This window comes from Synechococcus sp. BA-124 BA4, assembly GCF_034931165.1.
The window spans coordinates 1-18,526 of record NZ_JAYGIA010000032.1; the positions used below are offsets into that span (position 1 = coordinate 1).

19 protein-coding genes are annotated in these 18,526 nt (G+C 67.4%); 15 read left to right on the forward strand and 4 right to left on the reverse strand.

The window, feature by feature from the left end; genetic code table 11:
• The 3 genes from VB734_RS04570 to VB734_RS04580 form a co-directional block, all read left to right on the forward strand.
• Positions 1 to 1,263: Hsp70 family protein (locus VB734_RS04570; RefSeq protein ID WP_323242978.1), on the forward strand; the 1,263-nt coding region annotated here is incomplete at its 5' end.
• Between the two features lie 107 nt (positions 1,264 to 1,370).
• Complete coding sequence (locus tag VB734_RS04575) at positions 1,371 to 2,210, forward strand: hypothetical protein (protein WP_322781793.1); 840 nt, start codon at positions 1,371 to 1,373, stop codon at positions 2,208 to 2,210.
• 69 nt (positions 2,211 to 2,279) lie between these two features.
• The gene (locus tag VB734_RS04580; RefSeq protein WP_197167494.1) at positions 2,280 to 2,501 is read left to right on the forward strand and encodes a ferredoxin-thioredoxin reductase variable chain; all 222 of its coding nucleotides are present in this window, start codon (positions 2,280 to 2,282) and stop codon (positions 2,499 to 2,501) included.
• 38 nt (positions 2,502 to 2,539) lie between these two features.
• Here the strand turns inward: VB734_RS04580 and pyrR are convergent, their stop codons facing one another.
• Complete coding sequence (gene pyrR / locus VB734_RS04585) at positions 2,540 to 3,103, reverse strand: bifunctional pyr operon transcriptional regulator/uracil phosphoribosyltransferase PyrR (protein WP_197162707.1); 564 nt, start codon at positions 3,101 to 3,103, stop codon at positions 2,540 to 2,542.
• Positions 3,104 to 3,335: 232 nt separating this feature from the next.
• Between pyrR and gpmI the strand changes: the two genes are divergently transcribed.
• The 3 genes from gpmI (at position 3,336) to msrB (ending at position 5,708) form a co-directional block, all read left to right on the forward strand.
• The gene (gpmI, locus tag VB734_RS04590; RefSeq protein ID WP_231594619.1) at positions 3,336 to 4,910 is read left to right on the forward strand and encodes a 2,3-bisphosphoglycerate-independent phosphoglycerate mutase; all 1,575 of its coding nucleotides are present in this window, start codon (positions 3,336 to 3,338) and stop codon (positions 4,908 to 4,910) included.
• 21 nt (positions 4,911 to 4,931) lie between these two features.
• Positions 4,932 to 5,162: a preprotein translocase subunit SecG gene (gene secG, locus VB734_RS04595; RefSeq protein ID WP_197162705.1), complete on the forward strand. Its 231-nt coding sequence runs from the start codon at positions 4,932 to 4,934 to the stop codon at positions 5,160 to 5,162.
• A 66-nt stretch (positions 5,163 to 5,228) separates the two neighbouring features.
• Positions 5,229 to 5,708, forward strand: coding sequence for a peptide-methionine (R)-S-oxide reductase MsrB (msrB, locus tag VB734_RS04600; RefSeq protein ID WP_197167492.1), 480 nt, complete (start codon positions 5,229 to 5,231; stop codon positions 5,706 to 5,708).
• 109 nt (positions 5,709 to 5,817) lie between these two features.
• Here msrB and groL read toward each other — a convergent pair whose 3' ends face one another.
• Both groL and groES read right to left on the reverse strand, forming a co-directional pair.
• A complete protein-coding gene (gene groL / locus VB734_RS04605) occupies positions 5,818 to 7,452 on the reverse strand; it encodes a chaperonin GroEL (protein ID WP_197162703.1) in 1,635 nt (544 codons plus the stop codon).
• Between the two features lie 96 nt (positions 7,453 to 7,548).
• Positions 7,549 to 7,860: a co-chaperone GroES gene (groES, locus tag VB734_RS04610; RefSeq protein ID WP_185465164.1), complete on the reverse strand. Its 312-nt coding sequence runs from the start codon at positions 7,858 to 7,860 to the stop codon at positions 7,549 to 7,551.
• A 257-nt stretch (positions 7,861 to 8,117) separates the two neighbouring features.
• Here groES and atpD point away from each other — a divergent pair, with 257 nt between their 5' ends.
• Genes atpD through VB734_RS04630 form a run of 4 tightly spaced genes read left to right on the forward strand, consistent with a single transcriptional unit; the run spans position 8,118 to position 11,875 of the window.
• The gene (gene atpD, locus VB734_RS04615; RefSeq protein WP_197162701.1) at positions 8,118 to 9,596 is read left to right on the forward strand and encodes a F0F1 ATP synthase subunit beta; all 1,479 of its coding nucleotides are present in this window, start codon (positions 8,118 to 8,120) and stop codon (positions 9,594 to 9,596) included.
• Positions 9,597 to 9,634: 38 nt separating this feature from the next.
• Positions 9,635 to 10,042, forward strand: a complete 408-nt coding sequence (gene atpC, locus VB734_RS04620; RefSeq protein WP_197162699.1) for an ATP synthase F1 subunit epsilon — start codon at positions 9,635 to 9,637, stop codon at positions 10,040 to 10,042.
• 16 nt (positions 10,043 to 10,058) lie between these two features.
• Complete coding sequence (locus tag VB734_RS04625) at positions 10,059 to 10,733, forward strand: transaldolase family protein (RefSeq protein ID WP_197162697.1); 675 nt, start codon at positions 10,059 to 10,061, stop codon at positions 10,731 to 10,733.
• Positions 10,730 to 11,875 carry a rhomboid family intramembrane serine protease gene (locus VB734_RS04630; protein ID WP_197162695.1) on the forward strand — a complete coding sequence of 382 codons (1,146 nt, stop codon included), beginning with the start codon at positions 10,730 to 10,732 and terminating at the stop codon, positions 11,873 to 11,875. The genes VB734_RS04625 and VB734_RS04630 overlap by 4 nt, the downstream gene beginning before the upstream one ends.
• 33 nt (positions 11,876 to 11,908) lie before the next feature.
• On the opposite strand, the gene VB734_RS04635 is transcribed toward VB734_RS04630, so the two are convergent.
• Positions 11,909 to 14,224: a transglycosylase domain-containing protein gene (locus tag VB734_RS04635; protein WP_322781794.1), complete on the reverse strand. Its 2,316-nt coding sequence runs from the start codon at positions 14,222 to 14,224 to the stop codon at positions 11,909 to 11,911.
• Between the two features lie 56 nt (positions 14,225 to 14,280).
• Here VB734_RS04635 and VB734_RS04640 point away from each other — a divergent pair, with 56 nt between their 5' ends.
• The 5 genes from VB734_RS04640 to VB734_RS04660 form a co-directional block, all read left to right on the forward strand.
• A complete protein-coding gene (locus VB734_RS04640; protein WP_197162677.1) occupies positions 14,281 to 14,556 on the forward strand; it encodes a hypothetical protein in 276 nt (91 codons plus the stop codon).
• On the forward strand, positions 14,553 to 15,293 hold the full coding sequence (locus tag VB734_RS04645) for an FHA domain-containing protein (RefSeq protein ID WP_197162675.1): 741 nt from the start codon (positions 14,553 to 14,555) through the stop codon (positions 15,291 to 15,293). The genes VB734_RS04640 and VB734_RS04645 overlap by 4 nt, the downstream gene beginning before the upstream one ends.
• A 19-nt stretch (positions 15,294 to 15,312) precedes the next feature.
• Entirely contained in the window at positions 15,313 to 16,650 is a 1,338-nt protein-coding gene (locus VB734_RS04650) for a protein kinase domain-containing protein (protein WP_197162673.1), read from the forward strand.
• A 23-nt stretch (positions 16,651 to 16,673) separates the two neighbouring features.
• Positions 16,674 to 17,456 (forward strand): vWA domain-containing protein, encoded by a 783-nt coding sequence (locus VB734_RS04655; RefSeq protein ID WP_197162671.1) that lies wholly within the window; start codon positions 16,674 to 16,676, stop codon positions 17,454 to 17,456.
• On the forward strand, positions 17,453 to 18,526 hold a 1,074-nt coding region (locus VB734_RS04660; RefSeq protein WP_323242979.1), incomplete at its 3' end, for a protein phosphatase 2C domain-containing protein. The genes VB734_RS04655 and VB734_RS04660, both read left to right, overlap by 4 nt.

The following is an 18,526-nucleotide window of genomic DNA, read 5'->3' on the forward strand; positions in this document are numbered from 1 at the left end:
CCGGAGCAGGCCGGCAGCCTGCTGATCACCCGGCTGTGGCAGGCCCTTCCCACGGGAGTGGTGCCCACCCGACTCGTACTCACCGCCCCGATCGAGGGCTACCGGGGTTACCGGCAGTGGCTGCAGCAGGTCAGCAGCCAGATTCCCGTGGAGGAAGTGGCCCTGGTGGATGAACCCACCGCAGCCGCCATCGGGGCGGGCTTGCCTGCGGGAAGCCGGGTGCTGGTGGTGGATCTGGGCGGCGGCACGATCGATCTCTCGCTCGTGGCCCTCCAGGGCGGTGAGGGCCGGGCGGCACCGATTGCCCAGTTGCTGCGTTTCGGTGGCCGGGAGCTCGATGGGGGGCGACAGGCCCTGCGCTGCGCCGAGGTGATCGGCAAGGCCGGCGCCGCCCTCGGGGGGCGGGACATCGACCGCTGGATCGCGGCGAGCCTCGCCCCTGACCTTGGAGAAGACCCCGGCCTGCTGGAGATCAGCGAGCGGCTCAAGTGCGGCCTGAGCGAGGCCGAGGAGATGACAGGCATCTGGAGCTCGGCAGAGGCCGACAGCCGAGCTCTGCGCCTCGATCGCACCCAGCTTGACCGGCTGCTGCGTGAACGGGGGCTGCTGCAGTTGCTCGACGGCCTGCTGGAGCGGGTGCTGGCAGCGGCACGCGCGAAGGGACTGGACCGCGATCAGATCGATGCCGTCCTGCCGGTGGGGGGCACCAGCCGTCTGCCCACGATCCGCGACTGGCTGGCGGACCGCTGCGGCTCCATCCCTCTGCGCGACCAGCGGCCGGTGGAAGCGGTGGCCCTCGGGGCCCTCGCCCTCACGCCCGGAGTGCGGCTCAAGGACGTGCTGGCCCGGGGAGTATCGCTGCGCTGCTGGGATCGGCGCGGAGGGGAGCACCGCTGGCACCCGCTCTTCCTGGCTGGCCAGAGCTGGCCCACAGACCAGCCCCTGGAGATGGTGCTCAGCTGCAGCCGCGATGGGCAGAGCCGCCTGGAGCTGGTGCTCGGCGAGCCGGTCGAGGAGGAACGCAGCGAGGTGGTCTTCATCGACGGCCTTCCCCAGGTGCGGCGCCGGCCCGCTGGCGAAGCCAGAATCGAGCCCTGGAGCGTTCAGCCAGCCCCTCTGACCCTCGACCCCCCCGGCAGCTGCGGCACCGACCGCCTGCGACTCCGCTTCAGCATCGACGCCGAAGGGCAGTTGCTGCTCGAAAGTGAAGACCTGATCGTCGGCACGCTCACAGCCCCCAGGGTGCTCGGTCCGGTGCGCTGAAGACTTGACCCGTCGACGCCAGACCGGCGGCAGTGGACGACACGGCGGCTGCCCCCTCGACGTGCTTCCCGGGCCCCTCTGTTCATAGAACGGAGAGACAGAATTGATTGTCCATCTTGGCCATCCGCCGCCACAGGCTTCCGCGCTTCTGGCTGGCTCTTACCCTCGGCCTGGTGGCTGCTGGGGTCGGTGGTGCCTGGTGGTGGGAATCCCAGTTGCCGCGTCGGCTGGAGCGGGCCGCGAACGAGGGGCGGTTCGATGACTGCATCCGCTACAGCGACCAGCTGGCCTCGCTGCGCTGGTTGAGCGGGCGTGCTCCGTCTGAGCAGGGCCGCTGCCGCAGGGCCAAGGCTGAACAGCTCTGGCGACAGCAGAAACCGGAGGAGGCCCTCAAGCTGCAACTGCTGCTGGCCAATTCAGTCGCGGGCACCGAGGCCGACCGCCAGCAGCTGCTGGCCTGGCAGCAGGACCTCAAGAACCGGGCCCTGTCCCGTTTCCAGCAGGGAGACCTGGATGGGGCCCTCGCCCTGCTCAAGCCGATGGGAGAACATCACCGGCCCGACGGCTCAGCCCTCGGCGACAACCTGCGGGAGTTCTGGGCACGGAATCAGCTGCAGCAGCAGCGGGCGGTGAAGTTCGTGGCCGAGAAGCGCTGGTGGGAAGCCCTCGATGCCCTCAACCGGATCGATCACCCCTGGTGGACCACAGCGACGGCACCCCTGTGCAAGCAGGTGGATCAGGCCATCGCCGGGCTGAAGAGCAAGGAACAGGAGCACCACAGCCATGGTGATCAGCCGCTCGACAGCGTGCCGATCGCCAGCCTCGATGCCGCCGTCCAGCGCCAGCTGGCCACGGGCGTTGACGAGTGGACGGCCTTCACCAAGGCCTGTGCCGAGCTGGGCGGACGGGTGGTGGAGGCGGGCCCGGAGACCACCTGCCGCCGCTGAAGGCGCGCAGGGCAGCCCTCAGCACTGAGGCCCATGACAGGATTGGATCTTCCACAGGGTCCCCTGCGCATGAAGCCCGGAGAACAGGTCAAGGTCTGCCAGAGCGTGGTCGTCTACACCCACCCGGAGCACCGCGGCAAGGCCTTCGATCTTCTCGGACAACGGGGTGAAGTGCTGCAGGTCCTGGACGACTGGAAGGGCAAGCCGATCAGCCCAACCCTGCCGGTGATCGTGGCATTCGGACGTTTCCGGGCCCACTTCCGCTCCGACGAACTCGAAGCCGTGGGCTGAGAGGCCAGGCCCGGACTGCCGCTCGTCGAGGACCCGGCTCAACCGGCACGAATCAGGAACACTCCGTCTTCACCATCGGTCTGGCGCAGGCAGAGCTGGATCGACTCATGGCGACTGGTGGGCACCAGACGGCCACAGAAATCGGGCTGAATCGGCAGTTCCCGGTGGCCACGGTCGACCATCACCAGCAGCCGCACCTGATCGGGACGCCCCCAGGTGTGCAGGGCATCCAGAGCCGCACGCACCGTGCGGCCGGTGAAGATCACGTCATCCACCAGCACGAGCTGCCGCCCTTCGATGTCGGAGGGCAGGTGGGTGGCTTCCACCAGGCGGGTGCCGACCCGCTCCAGGTCATCACGGTGGAAGGTGGGATCGAGGCTGCCCTGGTCGATCGGGTGACCACAGAGCTCCTCAAGCTGCTGGGCCAGGACCCGCGCCAGGGCGACCCCACGGGTCGGGATGCCCAGCAGCAGCAACTGGTGGCTGTCGACCACTCCTTCGAGCACCTGGGAAGCAAGACGACGCACCGTGCGGGCGAGATCGTCGGCAGAGAGGATCTCGACCCGCCGCTGATCCGGTGACGGCGCCGTGGAGGTGTTCACAGGGAACCGAAAGGGGTGAGTCCATCGTATGGAGCCGGGAATGTTCCCAAAAGCTGACGGCCCCGGACTGCAGACTGGTTCAACGACCATCAGGAGTAACCTGACCTTGGAAGACGCTTGAACGACCATTCGGGAAGTCAGGGTGAGCGCAATTTCCACCTCCGGATCTCCAACCCTTTCCTCCGGCCGGGAGTCAGCTTCGGTCCCTGGTCATGATGGCTCGGTCGCCCCTGTGGTGCTGGCCATCCTCGATGGCTGGGGCTTTCGGGAGGACGCGCGTCACAACGCCGTTCAGGGTGCCAGCACTCCGGTGATGGATGCCCTCTGGGAGGCCTATCCCCACACCCTGATCCAGGCCAGCGGCGGGGATGTCGGTCTGCCTGACGGACAGATGGGGAACTCGGAGGTGGGTCATCTCACGATCGGCTCCGGCCGGATCATCCGTCAGGAACTGGTGCGGATCGGCAAGGCCGTGCGTGACGGCAGCCTGGCGGCCAATCCTTCCCTCAACGAACTGGCCGATCGGCTGCTGCGCGACGGTGGCACCCTTCACCTGCTCGGGCTCTGCTCCGATGGCGGCGTTCACAGCCACATCGATCATCTCGGTGGCCTGCTGCAATGGGCCGCCTCCCGCGGTCTCAGCGACGTCTGCATCCATGTGATCACCGACGGCCGTGACACGCCCCCCCAGAGTGCCGTCTCCTATCTGGAGCGCATCGAAGCCCAGGTCGAGACGGCCGGAGTGGGGCGGATCAGCACCATCTGCGGCCGTTACTGGGCCATGGACCGGGATAACCGCTGGGAGCGCACCGAAAAGGCCTACCGCCTTCTGTGCGACGAGGGCGAAATCAGCTCTCGCTCCTTCAAAGAGGCGATCGTGGAGGCCTATGCCCAGGGCATCAACGACGAATTCCTCGAACCCCTGCGCCTCGCTCCTGGCTCGCTCAAGCCCGGTGATGGGCTGATCTGCTTCAACTTCAGACCCGATCGGGTGCGCCAGCTGATCCGCGCCCTGGTGCTCGACGACTTCGATCACTTCGAGCGCAAGCGCATCAGCCCCCTGCATGTGGTCACCTTCACCCAGTACGAGCTGGGACTGCCCGTGGCGGTGGCGTTCCCTCCGGAATCCCTTGACGGCCTGCTTGGCCAGGTGGTCTCCGCCCATGGGCTGCGCCAGCTGCGCACCGCCGAAACGGAGAAGTATCCCCACGTCACCTACTTTCTCAATGGCGGCATCGAGCAGCCTTTCCCCGGCGAGGACCGCCATCTCGTTCCATCCCCACGCGTCGCCACCTATGACCAGGCCCCGGCCATGGCGGCTGAGCAACTCACCGACAACTGCATCGCTTCCCTGAACAAGGGCGTGTATTCCCTGGTGGTGATCAACTACGCGAACCCAGACATGGTGGGGCACACGGGCCGGATGGACGCCACCCAGCAGGCGATCGCCACGGTGGACCACTGCATCGGCCGTCTGGTGGAAGCCACCAACCGCCTGGGCGGCACCCTGCTGATCACCGCCGACCACGGCAATGCCGAGCTGATGGAAGGGGAGGATGGGCGCCCCTGGACAGCCCACACCACCAACCCGGTGCCTGTGATCCTGGTGGAGGGGGAGAAACGCAAGATCGGTGGCCACGGGGCCGCACCCCAGCTGCGCCAGGGCGGCGGTCTGGCCGACATCGCCCCCACCCTGCTGCAGATCCTGGGATTGCCCCAGCCTTCGAGCATGACAGGCGATTCCCTGGTGAAGCCACTAGATCTGGTGAGCCCAAAGACCTCCTTCGCCCAGGCCCTGCAGGTCTGAGCTGTTCGTTATGTTGTCAGGATGCTCACCACCATTCTGTCCTGGGTCTGGTCTGCCGTCGGCCTGTTGCTGATCGGCAGTGTGCTCTTGCATAGCCCCAAGGGGGATGGCATGGGCGGTCTGGCCAGCAGCGGCGGTTCAATGTTCAGCAGCGCCCGAAGTGCCGAGGCCACCCTGAACCGCATCAGCTGGACCCTTCTCGGACTCTTTCTCGGCCTGGCGATCGTGCTCAGTGCCGGCTGGTTGCGCTGACGGTGCCCCGTCAGGTCAGGTACCCAGTCCGAGTTCCCTTCGCCTCCGTTCCTGCCTGTGGATCCGATCAAACGCCGCGGCCTGCTTGCCACCTTTGCCGTTCTGCTCGGCTCGCTCTGGGGAGGTGCGAGGGCTGAAGCGGCTTCGAAGGCCGCAGATCCCAGCTGGCGGCTCAGTGACAGTGAATGGCGCAGGCGTCTGAGCCCAGCCGCCTACGACGTGCTGCGGCGGGAAGGAACCGAACGACCATTCACCAGCCCCCTCAACAGCGAGAAGCGCCAGGGGACCTACCTGTGCGCCGGCTGCCGCCTGCCTCTGTTCAGCTCCTCGGCGAAGTTCGACAGCGGCACGGGCTGGCCCAGTTTCTGGCAGCCCCTTCCCTCGGCCATCGCCACCAAGACTGATTTCAAACTGCTGGTGCCCCGCACCGAGTACCACTGCAGCCGCTGCGGCGGTCACCAGGGCCACGTCTTCAATGACGGGCCCAGACCCACCGGCAAGCGCTACTGCAACAACGGCGTGGCCCTGGAGTTCAAGGCCGGCTGAAGACCGGCGTCAGCTCCGATCGCTCAACCGCAGGCCAAAAAAAAGGGGAGGCCAAGCCCCCCCGGTTCGATCGTGAGGGAGGAGCGTTGTGACCGCTCCTCCCAGGGGATCAGTAGTCGAAGTCGCCGCCCATGCCACCGCCACCGGCGGGAGCAGCTTCCTTCTTCTCGGGCAGATCGGCCACGATGCACTCGGTGGTCAGCACCATGCCGGCGATCGAGGCGGCATTCTGCAGACCGGAGCGGGTCACCTTGGCGGGGTCGACGATGCCGGCGGCCAGCATGTCGACGTACTCGCCGGTGGCGGCGTTATAGCCCTCGTTGAAGGGCATGCCCTTGACGTGCTCGGCCACGACAGCGCCGTTGACGCCGGCGTTCTCAGCGATGCGCTTGAGGGGCGCGGTGAGCGCGGAAGCCACGATGGTGGCGCCGATCAGTTCCTCGCCGGAGAGGTTGGCGGCCGCCCACTCCTCGAGGGCCGGGGCCAGGTGGGCCAGGGTGGTGCCACCACCGGGAACGATACCCTCCTCAACAGCCGCCTTGGTGGCGTTGATGGCGTCTTCCAGGCGCAGCTTCTTGTCCTTCATCTCGGTCTCGGTGGCGGCACCCACCTTGACCACGGCCACACCGCCGCTCAGCTTGGCCAGACGCTCCTGCAGCTTCTCCTTGTCGTAGGAGGAGTCGGTTTCGTCCATCTGCTTGCGGATCTGCTCGCAGCGGGCCTTCACGGCCACCTCGTTGCCTTCGGCCACGATGGTGGTGGTGTCCTTGTTGATGGTGATGCGGCGGGCGGTGCCCAGCATCTCCAGCTTGGTGTTCTCCAGCTTGAGGCCGGCATCCTCGGTGATCAGCTGACCATTGGTGAGAACGGCGATGTCCTCGAGCATGGCCTTGCGGCGGTCACCGAAGCCGGGAGCCTTGACGGCGGCCACGTTCAGCACACCGCGCAGACGGTTGACCACCAGGGTGGCGAGGGCTTCCTTCTCGATGTCCTCGGCGATGATCAGCAGGGGCTTGCCGGTGCGGGCGATCTGCTCGAGCACAGGCACCAGATCCTGCACCAGGCCGATCTTCTTGTCGGTGAGCAGGATGTAGGGCTCCTCGAGCACCGCTTCCATCCGCTCGGTGTCGGTGGCGAAGTAGGGCGAGATGTAGCCCTTGTCGAAGCGCATGCCTTCGGTGACCTCCAGCTCGGTGGTCATCGACTTCCCTTCTTCCAAGGAAATGACGCCTTCCTTGCCGACCTTGTCCATCGCGTCGGCGATCATCTGTCCCACCTCTTCGTCGTTGCCGGCGGAGATGGTGCCCACCTGGGCGATGGCATTGGAGTCGGAGATCGGCTTGGCGTGCTCCTCGATCTTCTTGACGAGGAAGTCGGAGGCCTTGTCGATACCCTTCTTCAGGGTGATGGCATTGGCGCCGGCGGCGACGTTGCGCAGACCCGCCTTGACCATGGCGTGGGCCAGGACGGTGGCGGTGGTGGTGCCGTCACCGGCGGCATCGTTGGTCTTGGAGGCGGCCTGACGGATCAGGGCGACACCGGTGTTCTCGATGTGGTCCTCCAGCTCGATCTCCTTGGCGATCGTGACACCGTCGTTGATGATCTGGGGGGCGCCGAACTTCTTTTCCAGCACCACGTTGCGGCCCTTGGGACCGAGGGTGACGGCAACGGCTTCAGCCAGGATGTCGATGCCTTTTTCGAGGGCCCTGCGGGCGTTCTCGTTATAGATGATGCGCTTGGCCATGGAGAAATGATCTCTTTGAAGGGAACGAAAATGAAGCGAAGAACTGGCAGGCTACCGATCTGCAGATGGCCTGACTTCGCCGATCAGCAGTGGTGATCAGTTGACGATGGCAAGGATGTCCTTCTCAGAGAGAAGAACAAACTCGTTGCCGCCGAGCTTGATGTCGGTGCCGGCGTACTTGCTGTACAGGACCTTGTCGCCCACGCTCACTTCAGGAGCCTGGCGGGATCCGTCGTCACTGCGCTTGCCAGGGCCGACCTGCACCACTTCACCCACCTGGGGCTTTTCCTGGGCGGTGTCGGGCAGGAGGATGCCGCCGGCAGTCTTTTCGTCCGAATCGGACACCTTGATGAACACGCGATCTCCAAGGGGTTTAACCGTGGAAACACTCAGAGAAACAGCAGCCATGGTTCCATGCAAAAGCGACAAAGTGACGCCTTCGGCGCCACGACAACGGGGAGTTGGCACTCGGGCCCGTCGACTGCCAACCTAGGCGGAGGCCCTGCGCCGCGACAATCAGATCCCTGTGCGGGTCACCGAACCGCCGCCGCCGGTTGCCACCGGTCCTGAGGCTGCGGGGTCCACGCTGAGCCCGGCTGACCGGAGTGGTAAGGTTGCGCCGCTTAAGGCGGGGGGCACCCGCTGCGCGAACCTTTTCTTGACCTATGGCTGCTGCACCCGCAACCTCCGGCGCCTCCACCGGCACCAAGGGCATCGTCCGCCAGGTGATCGGTCCTGTACTGGACGTTGAATTTCCTGCAGGCAAGCTTCCCAAAATTTTCAACGCCCTGCGCATCGAAGGCCGGAACTCAGCCGGACAGCAGATCGCCCTGACCGCTGAAGTACAGCAACTGCTGGGTGATCACCGGGTCCGCGCCGTCTCGATGAGCACCACCGACGGCCTGGTCCGCGGCATGGAAGCTCTCGACACCGGTGCTCCGATCTCCGTGCCGGTGGGTGAAGCCACCCTGGGCCGCATCTTCAACGTGCTCGGCGAACCCGTCGACGAACAGGGTCCCGTCTCCACCACGCTCACTGCCCCGATCCACCGCGACGCTCCCAAGCTCACCGAGCTGGAGACCAAGCCCAAGGTGTTCGAGACCGGCATCAAGGTGATCGACCTGCTGGCCCCCTACCGCCAGGGCGGCAAGGTGGGCCTCTTCGGTGGTGCCGGCGTCGGCAAGACCGTTCTGATCCAGGAGCTGATCAACAACATCGCCAAGGAGCATGGCGGCGTGTCGGTGTTCGGCGGCGTGGGCGAGCGCACCCGCGAAGGGAACGATCTCTACGAAGAATTCAAGGAATCCGGAGTGATCAACTCCGAGGACCTCAGTAAGTCGAAAGTGGCCCTCTGCTACGGCCAGATGAACGAGCCCCCGGGAGCCCGCATGCGCGTGGGTCTCTCGGCACTCACCATGGCCGAGCACTTCCGCGACGTCAACAAGCAGGACGTGCTTCTGTTCATCGACAACATCTTCCGCTTCGTCCAGGCCGGTTCCGAAGTGAGTGCCCTGCTGGGTCGCATGCCCTCAGCCGTGGGATATCAGCCCACCCTCGGCACCGACGTGGGTGAGCTCCAGGAGCGCATCACCTCCACCCTCGAAGGTTCGATCACCTCGATCCAGGCGGTCTACGTTCCGGCCGACGACCTCACCGACCCGGCTCCCGCCACCACCTTCGCCCACCTCGACGCCACCACGGTGCTCAGCCGCGGCCTGGCCTCCAAGGGCATCTACCCCGCTGTGGATCCCCTCGATTCCACCAGCACCATGCTCCAGCCCTCCGTGGTGGGTGATGAGCACTACCGCACCGCCCGGGCTGTCCAGAGCACCCTTCAGCGCTACAAGGAGCTTCAGGACATCATCGCGATTCTGGGTCTCGACGAACTTTCCGAAGATGATCGCCGCACGGTGGATCGGGCCCGCAAGATCGAGAAATTCCTCTCCCAGCCCTTCTTCGTGGCTGAGATCTTCACAGGCCAGTCCGGTGAATACGTGAAGCTTGAGGAAACCATCAAGGGCTTCAACATGATCCTCGCTGGCGAACTCGACGATCTTCCCGAACAGGCGTTCTACCTGGTGGGCACGATCGATCAGGTCAGGGCCAAAGCTCAGAAGATTGCCTCCGAAGCCAAGAAGGGCTGAGTTTCACCATCCCATCCCCTTCCTGAGCACCCACCCCCATGACTCTCAACCTGCGTGTTCTGGCTCCCGACCAGAGTGTCTTCGACGGCACCGCCGATGAGGTGATCCTGCCGAGCACCTCCGGTCAGGTGGGAATCCTCACCGGCCACGTCTCCATGCTCACAGCCCTTGATGTGGGCGTGATGCGTCTGCGGGCCGGCAAGGACTGGACCAGCATTGCCCTGATGGGTGGCTTTGCTGAAGTGGAGGCCAATGAGGTCACCGTGCTGGTCAACGGTGCGGAGCTCGGCTCGCGCATCGATGCCAGCAAAGCCGAGCAGGAGCTGGAGATGGCCGAGCAGAAGGCAGCTGACTTTGAGGGTCAGCCTGCCAGCACCGAGAAGGTGAAGGCGCAGCAGAACCTGGCCCGCTCCCGTGCGAGGCTCCAGGCCACCCGCGCCAACTGAGGACGCGGGGCTCTCCATGAGCCTGCGTTTCTTCCTCGATTCAGCCGATCCTCTCACCTGGGAGGAGTGGATGCCCTGTGGGTTGTTCCACGGCATCACCACCAATCCCTCGCTTCTGAGGCAGGCCGGCCAGGATTGTCGGATCCCTGCGTTGCGTTCCCTCACCGGCCAGGCTCTCGATCTCGGCTGTCAGGAGCTGCACCTGCAGGCCTGGGGACGTGAGCCGGAGGCTTTGCTGGATTGTGCCCTGGCCCTTGCGGAGATGGCCCCGGGGAGGATCACCGTCAAGGTTCCGCTCACCAGGGCCGGCACCGGGGCGGCGGTGAAGGTGATCGCCCAGGGCATTCCACTCACCTTCACCGCCTGCTACGAGCCGCCCCAGGTGCTTGTAGCTGCTGCTCTCGGTGCGCGCTACATCGCTCCCTACCTGGGCCGGATCCAGGATCTGGGCCGGGACGCACACCAGGAGCTGATCACGATGCAGCAATGCGTTGACCGCAGTGGATCGAGCCTGCGACTGCTTGTGGCCAGCCTGCGGGCCACCAGCGACCTCAGCCGTCTTGCCGCCGCTGGGATGACCACCTTCACCCTCTCTCCCAGGCTGGCAGCGGCCCTGTTCAGCTGCGCCGCCACTGAAGCCGCCGCCGCACGCTTTGAGGACGACGCCGACACCACCCTGGTGGAGCGGTGAAGGGCAAGGGACGGGAGCTGGGACTGCAGCTGCGGGCCTGGCACGAGGCCCGCAGCCCGGGGCTGAACAACGGCAGGGCCATCGCCAACCGGCTGGTGGATCTGCTCGGGGCCGAGGAGCGCCTCAAGGGGCCCGTGCGTGACCTGGCGGACCAGCCCCTGCTGCTGAGGGCTCTTGAGGACAGCGGGGCAGGCCGCAGCACCTCCGTTCAGCTGCTGGCCCAGCAGCTGGGGAGCACCTATGCCCCGGCGGTGCTGGAGGAACTGCTTGATCTGCTGGAGGCCGCCACGGGGGTGCCGCTCTCCCGGCCCCAGGGCCCTGGGGCCGGCGCTGAGGCCGGTTCATCAGCACAACAGCTCACCCCTGCCGCCCTGCGGCCTCGAGGGGAGTCTCTTTGGCACTCGCTGCAGGCCATGGGACCGGGCCTGGCCCTGGCAGCGGGTGCTGCACTGGTGCTGCGCTGGCTCAGCGGCGAGCTCGACCACTGGCTGTTCAGGTCGTGGAACTGGCAAGGCTGGCTGGTTCTGGCGCTCACCCTGGCCCTGCTGCAGGCCCTCAGCCTCGGCCCGCTGAAGTGGGCGCGGCGTCAGTGGCCCCTGGAGCAGGCCGATGCCACCGAGCCCCGTCAGGCCTGGCGCTGGATCACGGCCCCATGGATCCATCACAACCATCTCGAAGCGGTGGTGAACGTGGCGCTGCTGCTGCTGATCCTGCGCACTCCCTCACCGTTGCCGCTTCCCGATGTGGTGCTGCGCTACGCGCTCACCAGCCTGGCTACCACAGCTCTGGCCCTGCTGCTGGCGGAGCGGCGCACCACGGAACGCCACTGGGATGGTGCCGCCGGGGCTGTGAGCGCCCTGATCGGGCTGGCGGCCGCCTCCAGCCTGCTGCGTTGGCGGGCTCTGTCCTTCAGCCTGGGCCCGATCGACATTCCCACCTGGGTGCTGCTGCTGGTGTACGGCGCCCTGCAGATGGGCTGGCAGCTGCCCCGCCAGAGCGAGGACGACGTCAGCCGTCCCCTCGATCGCTTGCTCAGCAGCCAGTGGTGGTGGGGGCTGGTGCTCGGGGTGGCCTGGGCGATGGTCAACCGGTTGGAGACCCTGGTCCAGCTGGCTCTGAAGTCGAGGGCTGCCGGCGGATGAGCAGCTGGTGAGGACCGGCCTCAGGGGCTGGTCTCAGGTCTGGCGTCCTGACCCGATCGCGGCCATGTACCGCCCCCAGAACTCGGCCACCAGGGCACCGCTGGCCGCCTGCGCCGGTCGGTTGTCGTCGTTGCCCATCCAGACGGCGGTGAGGATCTCCAGCGCCGGGGAGTACCCGATGAAGAGCACATCCACACCGTTGTCGGTGGTGCCGGTCTTGCCGCGGGCATCGGCCACGACCGCGGCGGCCCGTCCCGTGCCGCTGCGCACCACCTCCGCCAGCAGAGCGTCCATCACGGCAGCATCCTCCCCACGAAGCAGCTGGCGAGGCTGCTCACCGATGGGGGTCGTCACCCCCCGCTCCGGGCAGCTGGCAAGGCTGTAGATCGAGCGGCAGATGCCCAGGTCGTAGATCTTGCTCACGCCATGCATCGGTACGCTGCGACCCCCGTTGGCCACCACGGCATAGGCCCGGGCCATCTCGTACAGCAGGGTTTCACGGCCGCCGAGCATGGTGTTGAAGTCGGGGTCGAGGGGGGTGCTGATTCCCAGCTGGCGGGCTTTGCGCACCACCTGTTTCAGGCCCGCGATCTCCGCCAGGCGCAGAGCCACAACGTTCTCGGAATCGGCGAAGCCCCTGGCCACGCTGACACTGCCCCCTGCGGCTCCATGGCGGCAGCCCGCCACATAGGCCAGGGGGGCGCAGGAGATGAGCTGGTCGGGCCTGGTGCCGGCCTCGAGAGCCGCCAGATAGGGGAAGAGCTTGAAGGTGGAGCCGGGCTGGCGCATGGCCTGGACCCGGTCGAAGCTGGAGCGGGAATAGTCGCCGCCGCCGACATAGGCCAAGATCTTGCCGCTGCGGAAATCAAGGGAGATGAGGGCACCCTGGGTGAGGCCCACCCGCGCGGCCGGCCCCTCCAGGAAGCGCTGCAACTGCTGCTGGGCGAGCCGCTGCAGCGTCGGATCGATCGTGCTCACCACGTAGTAATTGCCGCCTGAAGCCTTCTCCGAGAGATTGAGGCCGAAGCGGGTGCCCTCCAGTTCCCCGAGCACGTAGTCGCTGAAGAAGGGATAGCTGGAGAAGCTGGACTCGCGGCAGGCCGAGGGATCGATGTTGAGGGGACGCCGTAGAGCATCGATCAGCTGCTGATCGCGCAGGTACCCCTGTTCATGCATGAGCTTGAGCACCAGATCGCGTCGCTCGCGGCCTGCGGTGGGGTCCTTGGCATTGCAGGGGCTGTATCCGTTGGGACTGGGCAGCAGACCCACCAGGAAGGCCGCCTGACCCACGTCCAGGTCTCTGGCCGACTTGCGGAAGTAGAGCCTGGACGCCTGCTCGAAGCCATCGGTGCCGAGGCCCAGGTGGGCCCGGTCGAGATACATCTTGAGGATCTGGTTCTTGCTGTAGCCCACCTCCAGCTGCAGGGCCACCCACAACTCCCGCAGCTTGCGACTGAGGCTGTAGTCGGTGCCCACTTCGGGGTAGTAGATGCGGGCCACCTGCTGGGTGAGACCGCTGCCACCGCCGCTGCCCAGCAGAACCGAGCGCAGGGTGCCGAACAGGTCGATGCCGCTGTTCCAGCCGAAGCGCGCCTCCTCCGAGGCCAGCAGCGCCTGGCGCAGGTGCAGGGGATAGGCCTGCAGGGAAGGCAGGGCCGTGGCGGAGCCCTCCCTGGCGTCGATCTGCTGCCCCGAAGCCGAGACGATCTTCACCGGGCCTGAGATCAGGCGAATCCGGGAACCGCCGCCGACGGTGGAGGCCAGCAGCAGTCCCCCCACCAGCAGCCCCGACCCCAGCAGGCTGCCGAGGCCCAGCAGATGCACCGCCTGCTCCAGCGGGCTGCGGGGGTGCAGATAACGCAGGCGCGGAGCCGAGCCCTTGAGGGGCGAACCCAGCTGCACCTGATCGCCGTGGCGCAGACGAATGGCGCGGATGCGGCGGTCGCGGTGGAAGAGCCCGTTGGCGGAGTTGAAGTCTTCGAGGGCGAAATCGCGCTCTCCGGGGCGCGGCTTCTCCAGAATCGCGTGCACGCGGCTGAGGCTCTCGGCCTCGATCGGCAACTCACAGGTCGGATCGCGGCCGATGCGATAACGCTCCTCCCTCAGCACGGTTCGGCTGATCCGCCGCTCCCCCAGCCAGAGCTCCGCCACGGCCTGGCGCTCCAGCAGCTGGCCCCAGGCCGAGCGGATGGCGGCGGGGCGTCCGTCGGGTCCGCCACGGCTCCAGGCGGTCAGAAAACGCCGCCATGCCGCACGACGACCACCGCCCCGTGGCGGCTCGGCAGGGGGCTCAGTGCTGGATCCCGAGACCGGCTCGCAGGCACTCTCAGCAGCGGAGCGCTCGACCATGCGGGGAGGACCAGACGTGCCCGGGAATACGCTACGCGCAGCGATGTCCCCGCCCCGTGCTGCGCCAGCGCGATCCCTGGGAGCCCTTCAGGCTCTGGCTGGCCATCACGATCGGGCTCTATGCGATCAGGGCCAGCTTCGCCGCCACCTGGGTGGGGGCCATCCCGGGCTGGGTTCTGCTGGTCATGGTGCTGGTGGCCCTGCTGCTGGCCAGCAAGGCCCTGCTCTTCCCCGGCCGGGTCACGCCGCAGCGCACGGGCGATGGCGGTTGGTGGAGCGATCTCCAGGACGACTGGCGCCTGTGGTGGCGCCGCCGCCGCGGACACCCATGACCCCGTCAGCAGCCCAGCTGCGGTTGCGGGATCAGCCGGGCAAGGTGGCCCGGCTCGATCCGGCACGGCCCCTCACCATCGGGCGTGAGCGCAACAACCGTCTCTGCATGCCTGAGCAAGCCGGGCTCTCACCCCATCACGCCGTGGTCCGCCACTCCAGCAGCCATCAGAGCTGGGTGGTCTGCGACTGGCAGAGCGCCGATGGCACCTTTCTGCAGGGGGAACGACTCCAGAAGTGCCGCCCCCTGGCCGATGGCGACGAGATCCGGCTGGGACTCAGCGGTCCCGTGCTGATCTTCGAACTCGCCGCTCCGGCTCCCGCCGCCACAGCCCAGCCAGCGGCCAAATCGGTGGTGGCCACGGCCAAATCAGTGGCGGCCGCGGCCAAAACCGTGGCGCCGGTGGTGAGCAGCCTCGACTTCGGCGGTCAGCAGATCGCCCTGGATCAGATCCGCTCGGCCACCGTGCAGAGCCTGCCCCGCCATCCCCACATCTTCAGCTGGTGGCTGCTGGTTTGCCTGGGGGGGCTGCTGCTGCTGCCATTCCCTTTCCTGTTCTGGCCCCTGGAAGTGGCGGCCCTGGCCGGCTGGATCCTGCTGGGTTCCCGCAAGGAGCACACCCTCACCGTGGTGCTGCGTGATGGCCGCGCCCAGCGCCGCAGCTTCGCCAACCGGCTCACGGCCCTGTCCCACCGCAACGGGATCCGCAAGGCCATCGGCCAGAGTCTGGAGTCCTGAGACCCCAAGCCAGCCCTCCGTGACCTGGATCCTGCCGGAAGGCGCCAGTCTTGACCTGGAGGGGATCTCCAGCCCGCTGCGGGTGCTTCGCGGGCTCGGGGGCGGCACCCAGGGCCAGGTGTTCGAGGTGGAGGTGGCCGGCGAGCGGCTGGCCCTGAAGTGGTATCTGCCAGCGTGCATCGCCCGCGATCCCCACCTGAAGCGGCGCCTGGGCGAGAGCATCCGCGCCACGGCCCCCAGCGAGGCCTTCCTCTGGCCCCTGGCCCTGGTGACGCCCGGCCCTGGTGCCTTGCCGTTGCTGCGCCTTGGCGAACCAGGCTTCGGCTACCTGATGGAGTTGCGCCCACCGGGGTTCTTGGGGGCCCATGAACATGTGGGCGGCCACCTGGACATCGGCCTGCTCCAGGTGCTGCGGGCCTGCTTCTTCCTGGCTGAAGGCTTCCATGCCCTCCACCTCAAGGGCCTCTGTTACAAGGACATCTCCCTGGGCAATCTGTTCCTCGAGCCCTCCAGCGGCCGCATCCTGATCTGCGACAACGACAACGTGGATGTGGATGGGCGGGATCTGGGCAGCGTGCTGGGCACCCCGGGGTTCATGGCGCCGGAGATCCTGATGGGCATCGCCCGGCCGGGAGCCAACAGTGATCTCTTCTCCCTGGCGGTGCTGATCTTCCGCCTGCTCACCCGTCACGACCCACTGCGGGGTCGCCGCGAACTGGAGATCCGCTGCCTGGATGAACCCGCCCGGCGCCGGCTCTACGGCGAAGACCCGCTGTTCATCTTCGATCCCACAAATCCGAGCAACCGTCCCGACCCGATCGAGCACGCCGCGGCCCTGATCACCTGGCCGATCTATCCCGAGCCGATCAAGCGGCTGTTCGAGCAGACCTTCTGCGCCGGCCTGCACGCGCCCCAGCGCCGGGCACTCACCGGCCAGTGGATGGCCGCCCTGGCCGAGGCCCTCGACCAGCGTCAGCTCTGCGGCCACTGCGGCCAGGAAACCTTTCCGGCAGCGAGCGATCCAGGTCCCTTGTGCTGGAGCTGCGGCTGCCCGATACCGCCGCCCACAAGGCTGCGGCTGCCCCACGGCCAGGTGACGGCGGCAGCCGGCAACGAGCTGCATCCCCATCACTTCGACCGCCTGCTGCCCCTGAGGCTGGATCAGCCGCTGGCCCGGGTGGAGGCCCATCCGAGCGATGGCTCCCTGCTCGGGCTGCGCAACCTCAGCGGCCAGGCCTGGCAGGCCGAGCTCAGGGCCGGCAACCGGGTGGTGGTGGTGGAGTCTGGACAAGCCTGTAATCTCGCGCCACTGGTGCGGCTGACCACACAGGCCGGAGCGGTCGAGCTGCCCACCTGAGCCTCTTCACGCGCCCGGATCCGATGCCCTTCCCCAACGTCAGGCTCGCCAACCGACCCCTGCATTTCATCTACATCTGCGATTGCTCCGGCTCCATGGCGGCCCAGGGCAAGATCCAGGCCCTGAACCAGGCGATTCGTCAATCGCTGCCGGGGATGGCCGCGGTGGCCCGCCAGAACCCCGAGGCGCGTGTGCTGGTGCGGGCCGTGAGTTTCGCCGACCGGGCCGCCTGGCACCTGGAGGAGCCCACGGAGGTGGAGCGGCTGCAGTGGCTGGATCTGCAGGCCGGCGGCATCACGGCCATGGGCGAAGCGCTGGAGCTGGTGGCGGCGGTGCTGCGGTCCCCCCCGATGGAGGAGAGGGCGCTGCCGCCTGTGCTGGTGCTGATCTCCGACGGCCAGCCCACTGACGACTTCGATGCCGGCCTGGCCAGCCTGATGCGTCAGCCCTGGGCCCAGAAGGCGGTGCGCCTGGCGATCGCCATGGGCCACGACGCCGACACCGACGTGTTGCAGCAGTTCATCGGCAGCGATCCCTGCGGTGGGCTTCCCTCCGGGGAAATCCCAGGCGCCAGCGGGAAGACGCCCCTGCACCGCTCGGGCCGCTCGCCTCGCCGGCCCCTGCAGGCCAGCAACGCCACCTCCCTGGCCCAGTACATCCAGTGGGCCTCCACCGCCGTGGTGGGCGCCGCCTCGATGCCGGCCAGCCGCATGGCGGGTCTGGGGCCCCAGGCCAACATCCCCCTGCCGGATCTGCCTCCCACCCTGATGGATCCCACCGACGACGTCGGTCCCCTGGTGTGGTGAGCGGCTGGAGGCCGCCGCTGCAGGCCCGGCGCGTCGGTGCGGCTCACCAGCGAAAGGGCCGCTCCTGCCAGGACGCGGTCGCCGTCGCCCGCTGCCGCAGTCGCGACGGCCAGCCCGTTGAGGTGATGGCTGTGGCCGATGGCCATGGAGGTGAGCACTATCCCTTCAGCGACGTGGGCAGCGCCCTGGCCTGTGAACAGGCGCTGCTGGCGGTGGAGGAGCAGCTGAGCCTCTGGTCGCTGCAGGGCACACAGGCCCCGGGGCTCGATGCCTGGGCCCACTGGCTGGGCGCGGAGCTGCCCGAACGGATCCACAGCCGCTGGCTGGCACGGGTACGGCAGCACGGGCAGCAGCAGTCGATGGACTCGGAGGCCGAGGTGTCACGGCTTTATGGAACCACCCTGGGCGTGGTGGTGATGGCCCCCCGCTGGTGGGGTTACACCGGTCTGGGGGACTGGGATCTGGTGCGGGTGGACGCCGATGGACAGGGGGCACTGCTGAGCGAGGAAGAGGCTGCAGTCGGCGGCGGTGAGGCCACAGGCAGCCTCTGCCTGGAGGAGGCCGCCCAGCTGTTCCGCAGCGGGCTGGAGCCGATCAGCCCCCCGGAAGCCAGCTTCGGCCTGCTGCTGAGCACCGATGGCATCCGCAAGTCGTGCGCCACCGACGCGGACTTCCTTGTGCTCGCCGCTCACCTGATGGCCACCCCCGCCGCCGGGGCCAGCGAAGTGCTGTGCGCGAACCTGGATCAGATCACCAGCGAGGGCAGCGGAGACGACGTGTCGGTGGCGATGGCCCTGCACGGCAGTTTCTCCCCCCCCTGCGAGGTGACACCCGCTTTCGATCCATCCATGAAGGCCAGCCCCTTGCCGGCTCGGAGACCCCTCCTGTTCGGGGCCTTGCTGGTGGCCAGCACCGGCCTCGGGGCGGGCTGGTACTGGCTGCAGCAGCGGAGCCTGCCGTCACCGCCGGCGGCTGCCGTGCGACGCCAGATCGACCAGCTCTGCCAGGGCCCCGCCGGCGCCATCGCCGGCACCCTCAGCAGCCGGCGCAGCCAGTTCACTGGGCTGCGC

Coding starts and splice junctions, on each gene's coding strand:
- VB734_RS04580 (WP_197167494.1), top strand. CDS start 2,280: ATGAAGCCCGGAGAACAGGTCAAGGTCTGCCAGAGCGTGGTCGTCTAC.
- secG (WP_197162705.1), top strand. CDS start 4,932: ATGCTCACCACCATTCTGTCCTGGGTCTGGTCTGCCGTCGGCCTGTTG.
- groL (WP_197162703.1), bottom strand. CDS start 7,452: ATGGCCAAGCGCATCATCTATAACGAGAACGCCCGCAGGGCCCTCGAA.
- groES (WP_185465164.1), bottom strand. CDS start 7,860: ATGGCTGCTGTTTCTCTGAGTGTTTCCACGGTTAAACCCCTTGGAGAT.
- atpD (WP_197162701.1), top strand. CDS start 8,118: ATGGCTGCTGCACCCGCAACCTCCGGCGCCTCCACCGGCACCAAGGGC.
- atpC (WP_197162699.1), top strand. CDS start 9,635: ATGACTCTCAACCTGCGTGTTCTGGCTCCCGACCAGAGTGTCTTCGAC.
- VB734_RS04625 (WP_197162697.1), top strand. CDS start 10,059: ATGAGCCTGCGTTTCTTCCTCGATTCAGCCGATCCTCTCACCTGGGAG.
- VB734_RS04635 (WP_322781794.1), bottom strand. CDS start 14,224: ATGGTCGAGCGCTCCGCTGCTGAGAGTGCCTGCGAGCCGGTCTCGGGA.
- VB734_RS04645 (WP_197162675.1), top strand. CDS start 14,553: ATGACCCCGTCAGCAGCCCAGCTGCGGTTGCGGGATCAGCCGGGCAAG.
- VB734_RS04655 (WP_197162671.1), top strand. CDS start 16,674: ATGCCCTTCCCCAACGTCAGGCTCGCCAACCGACCCCTGCATTTCATC.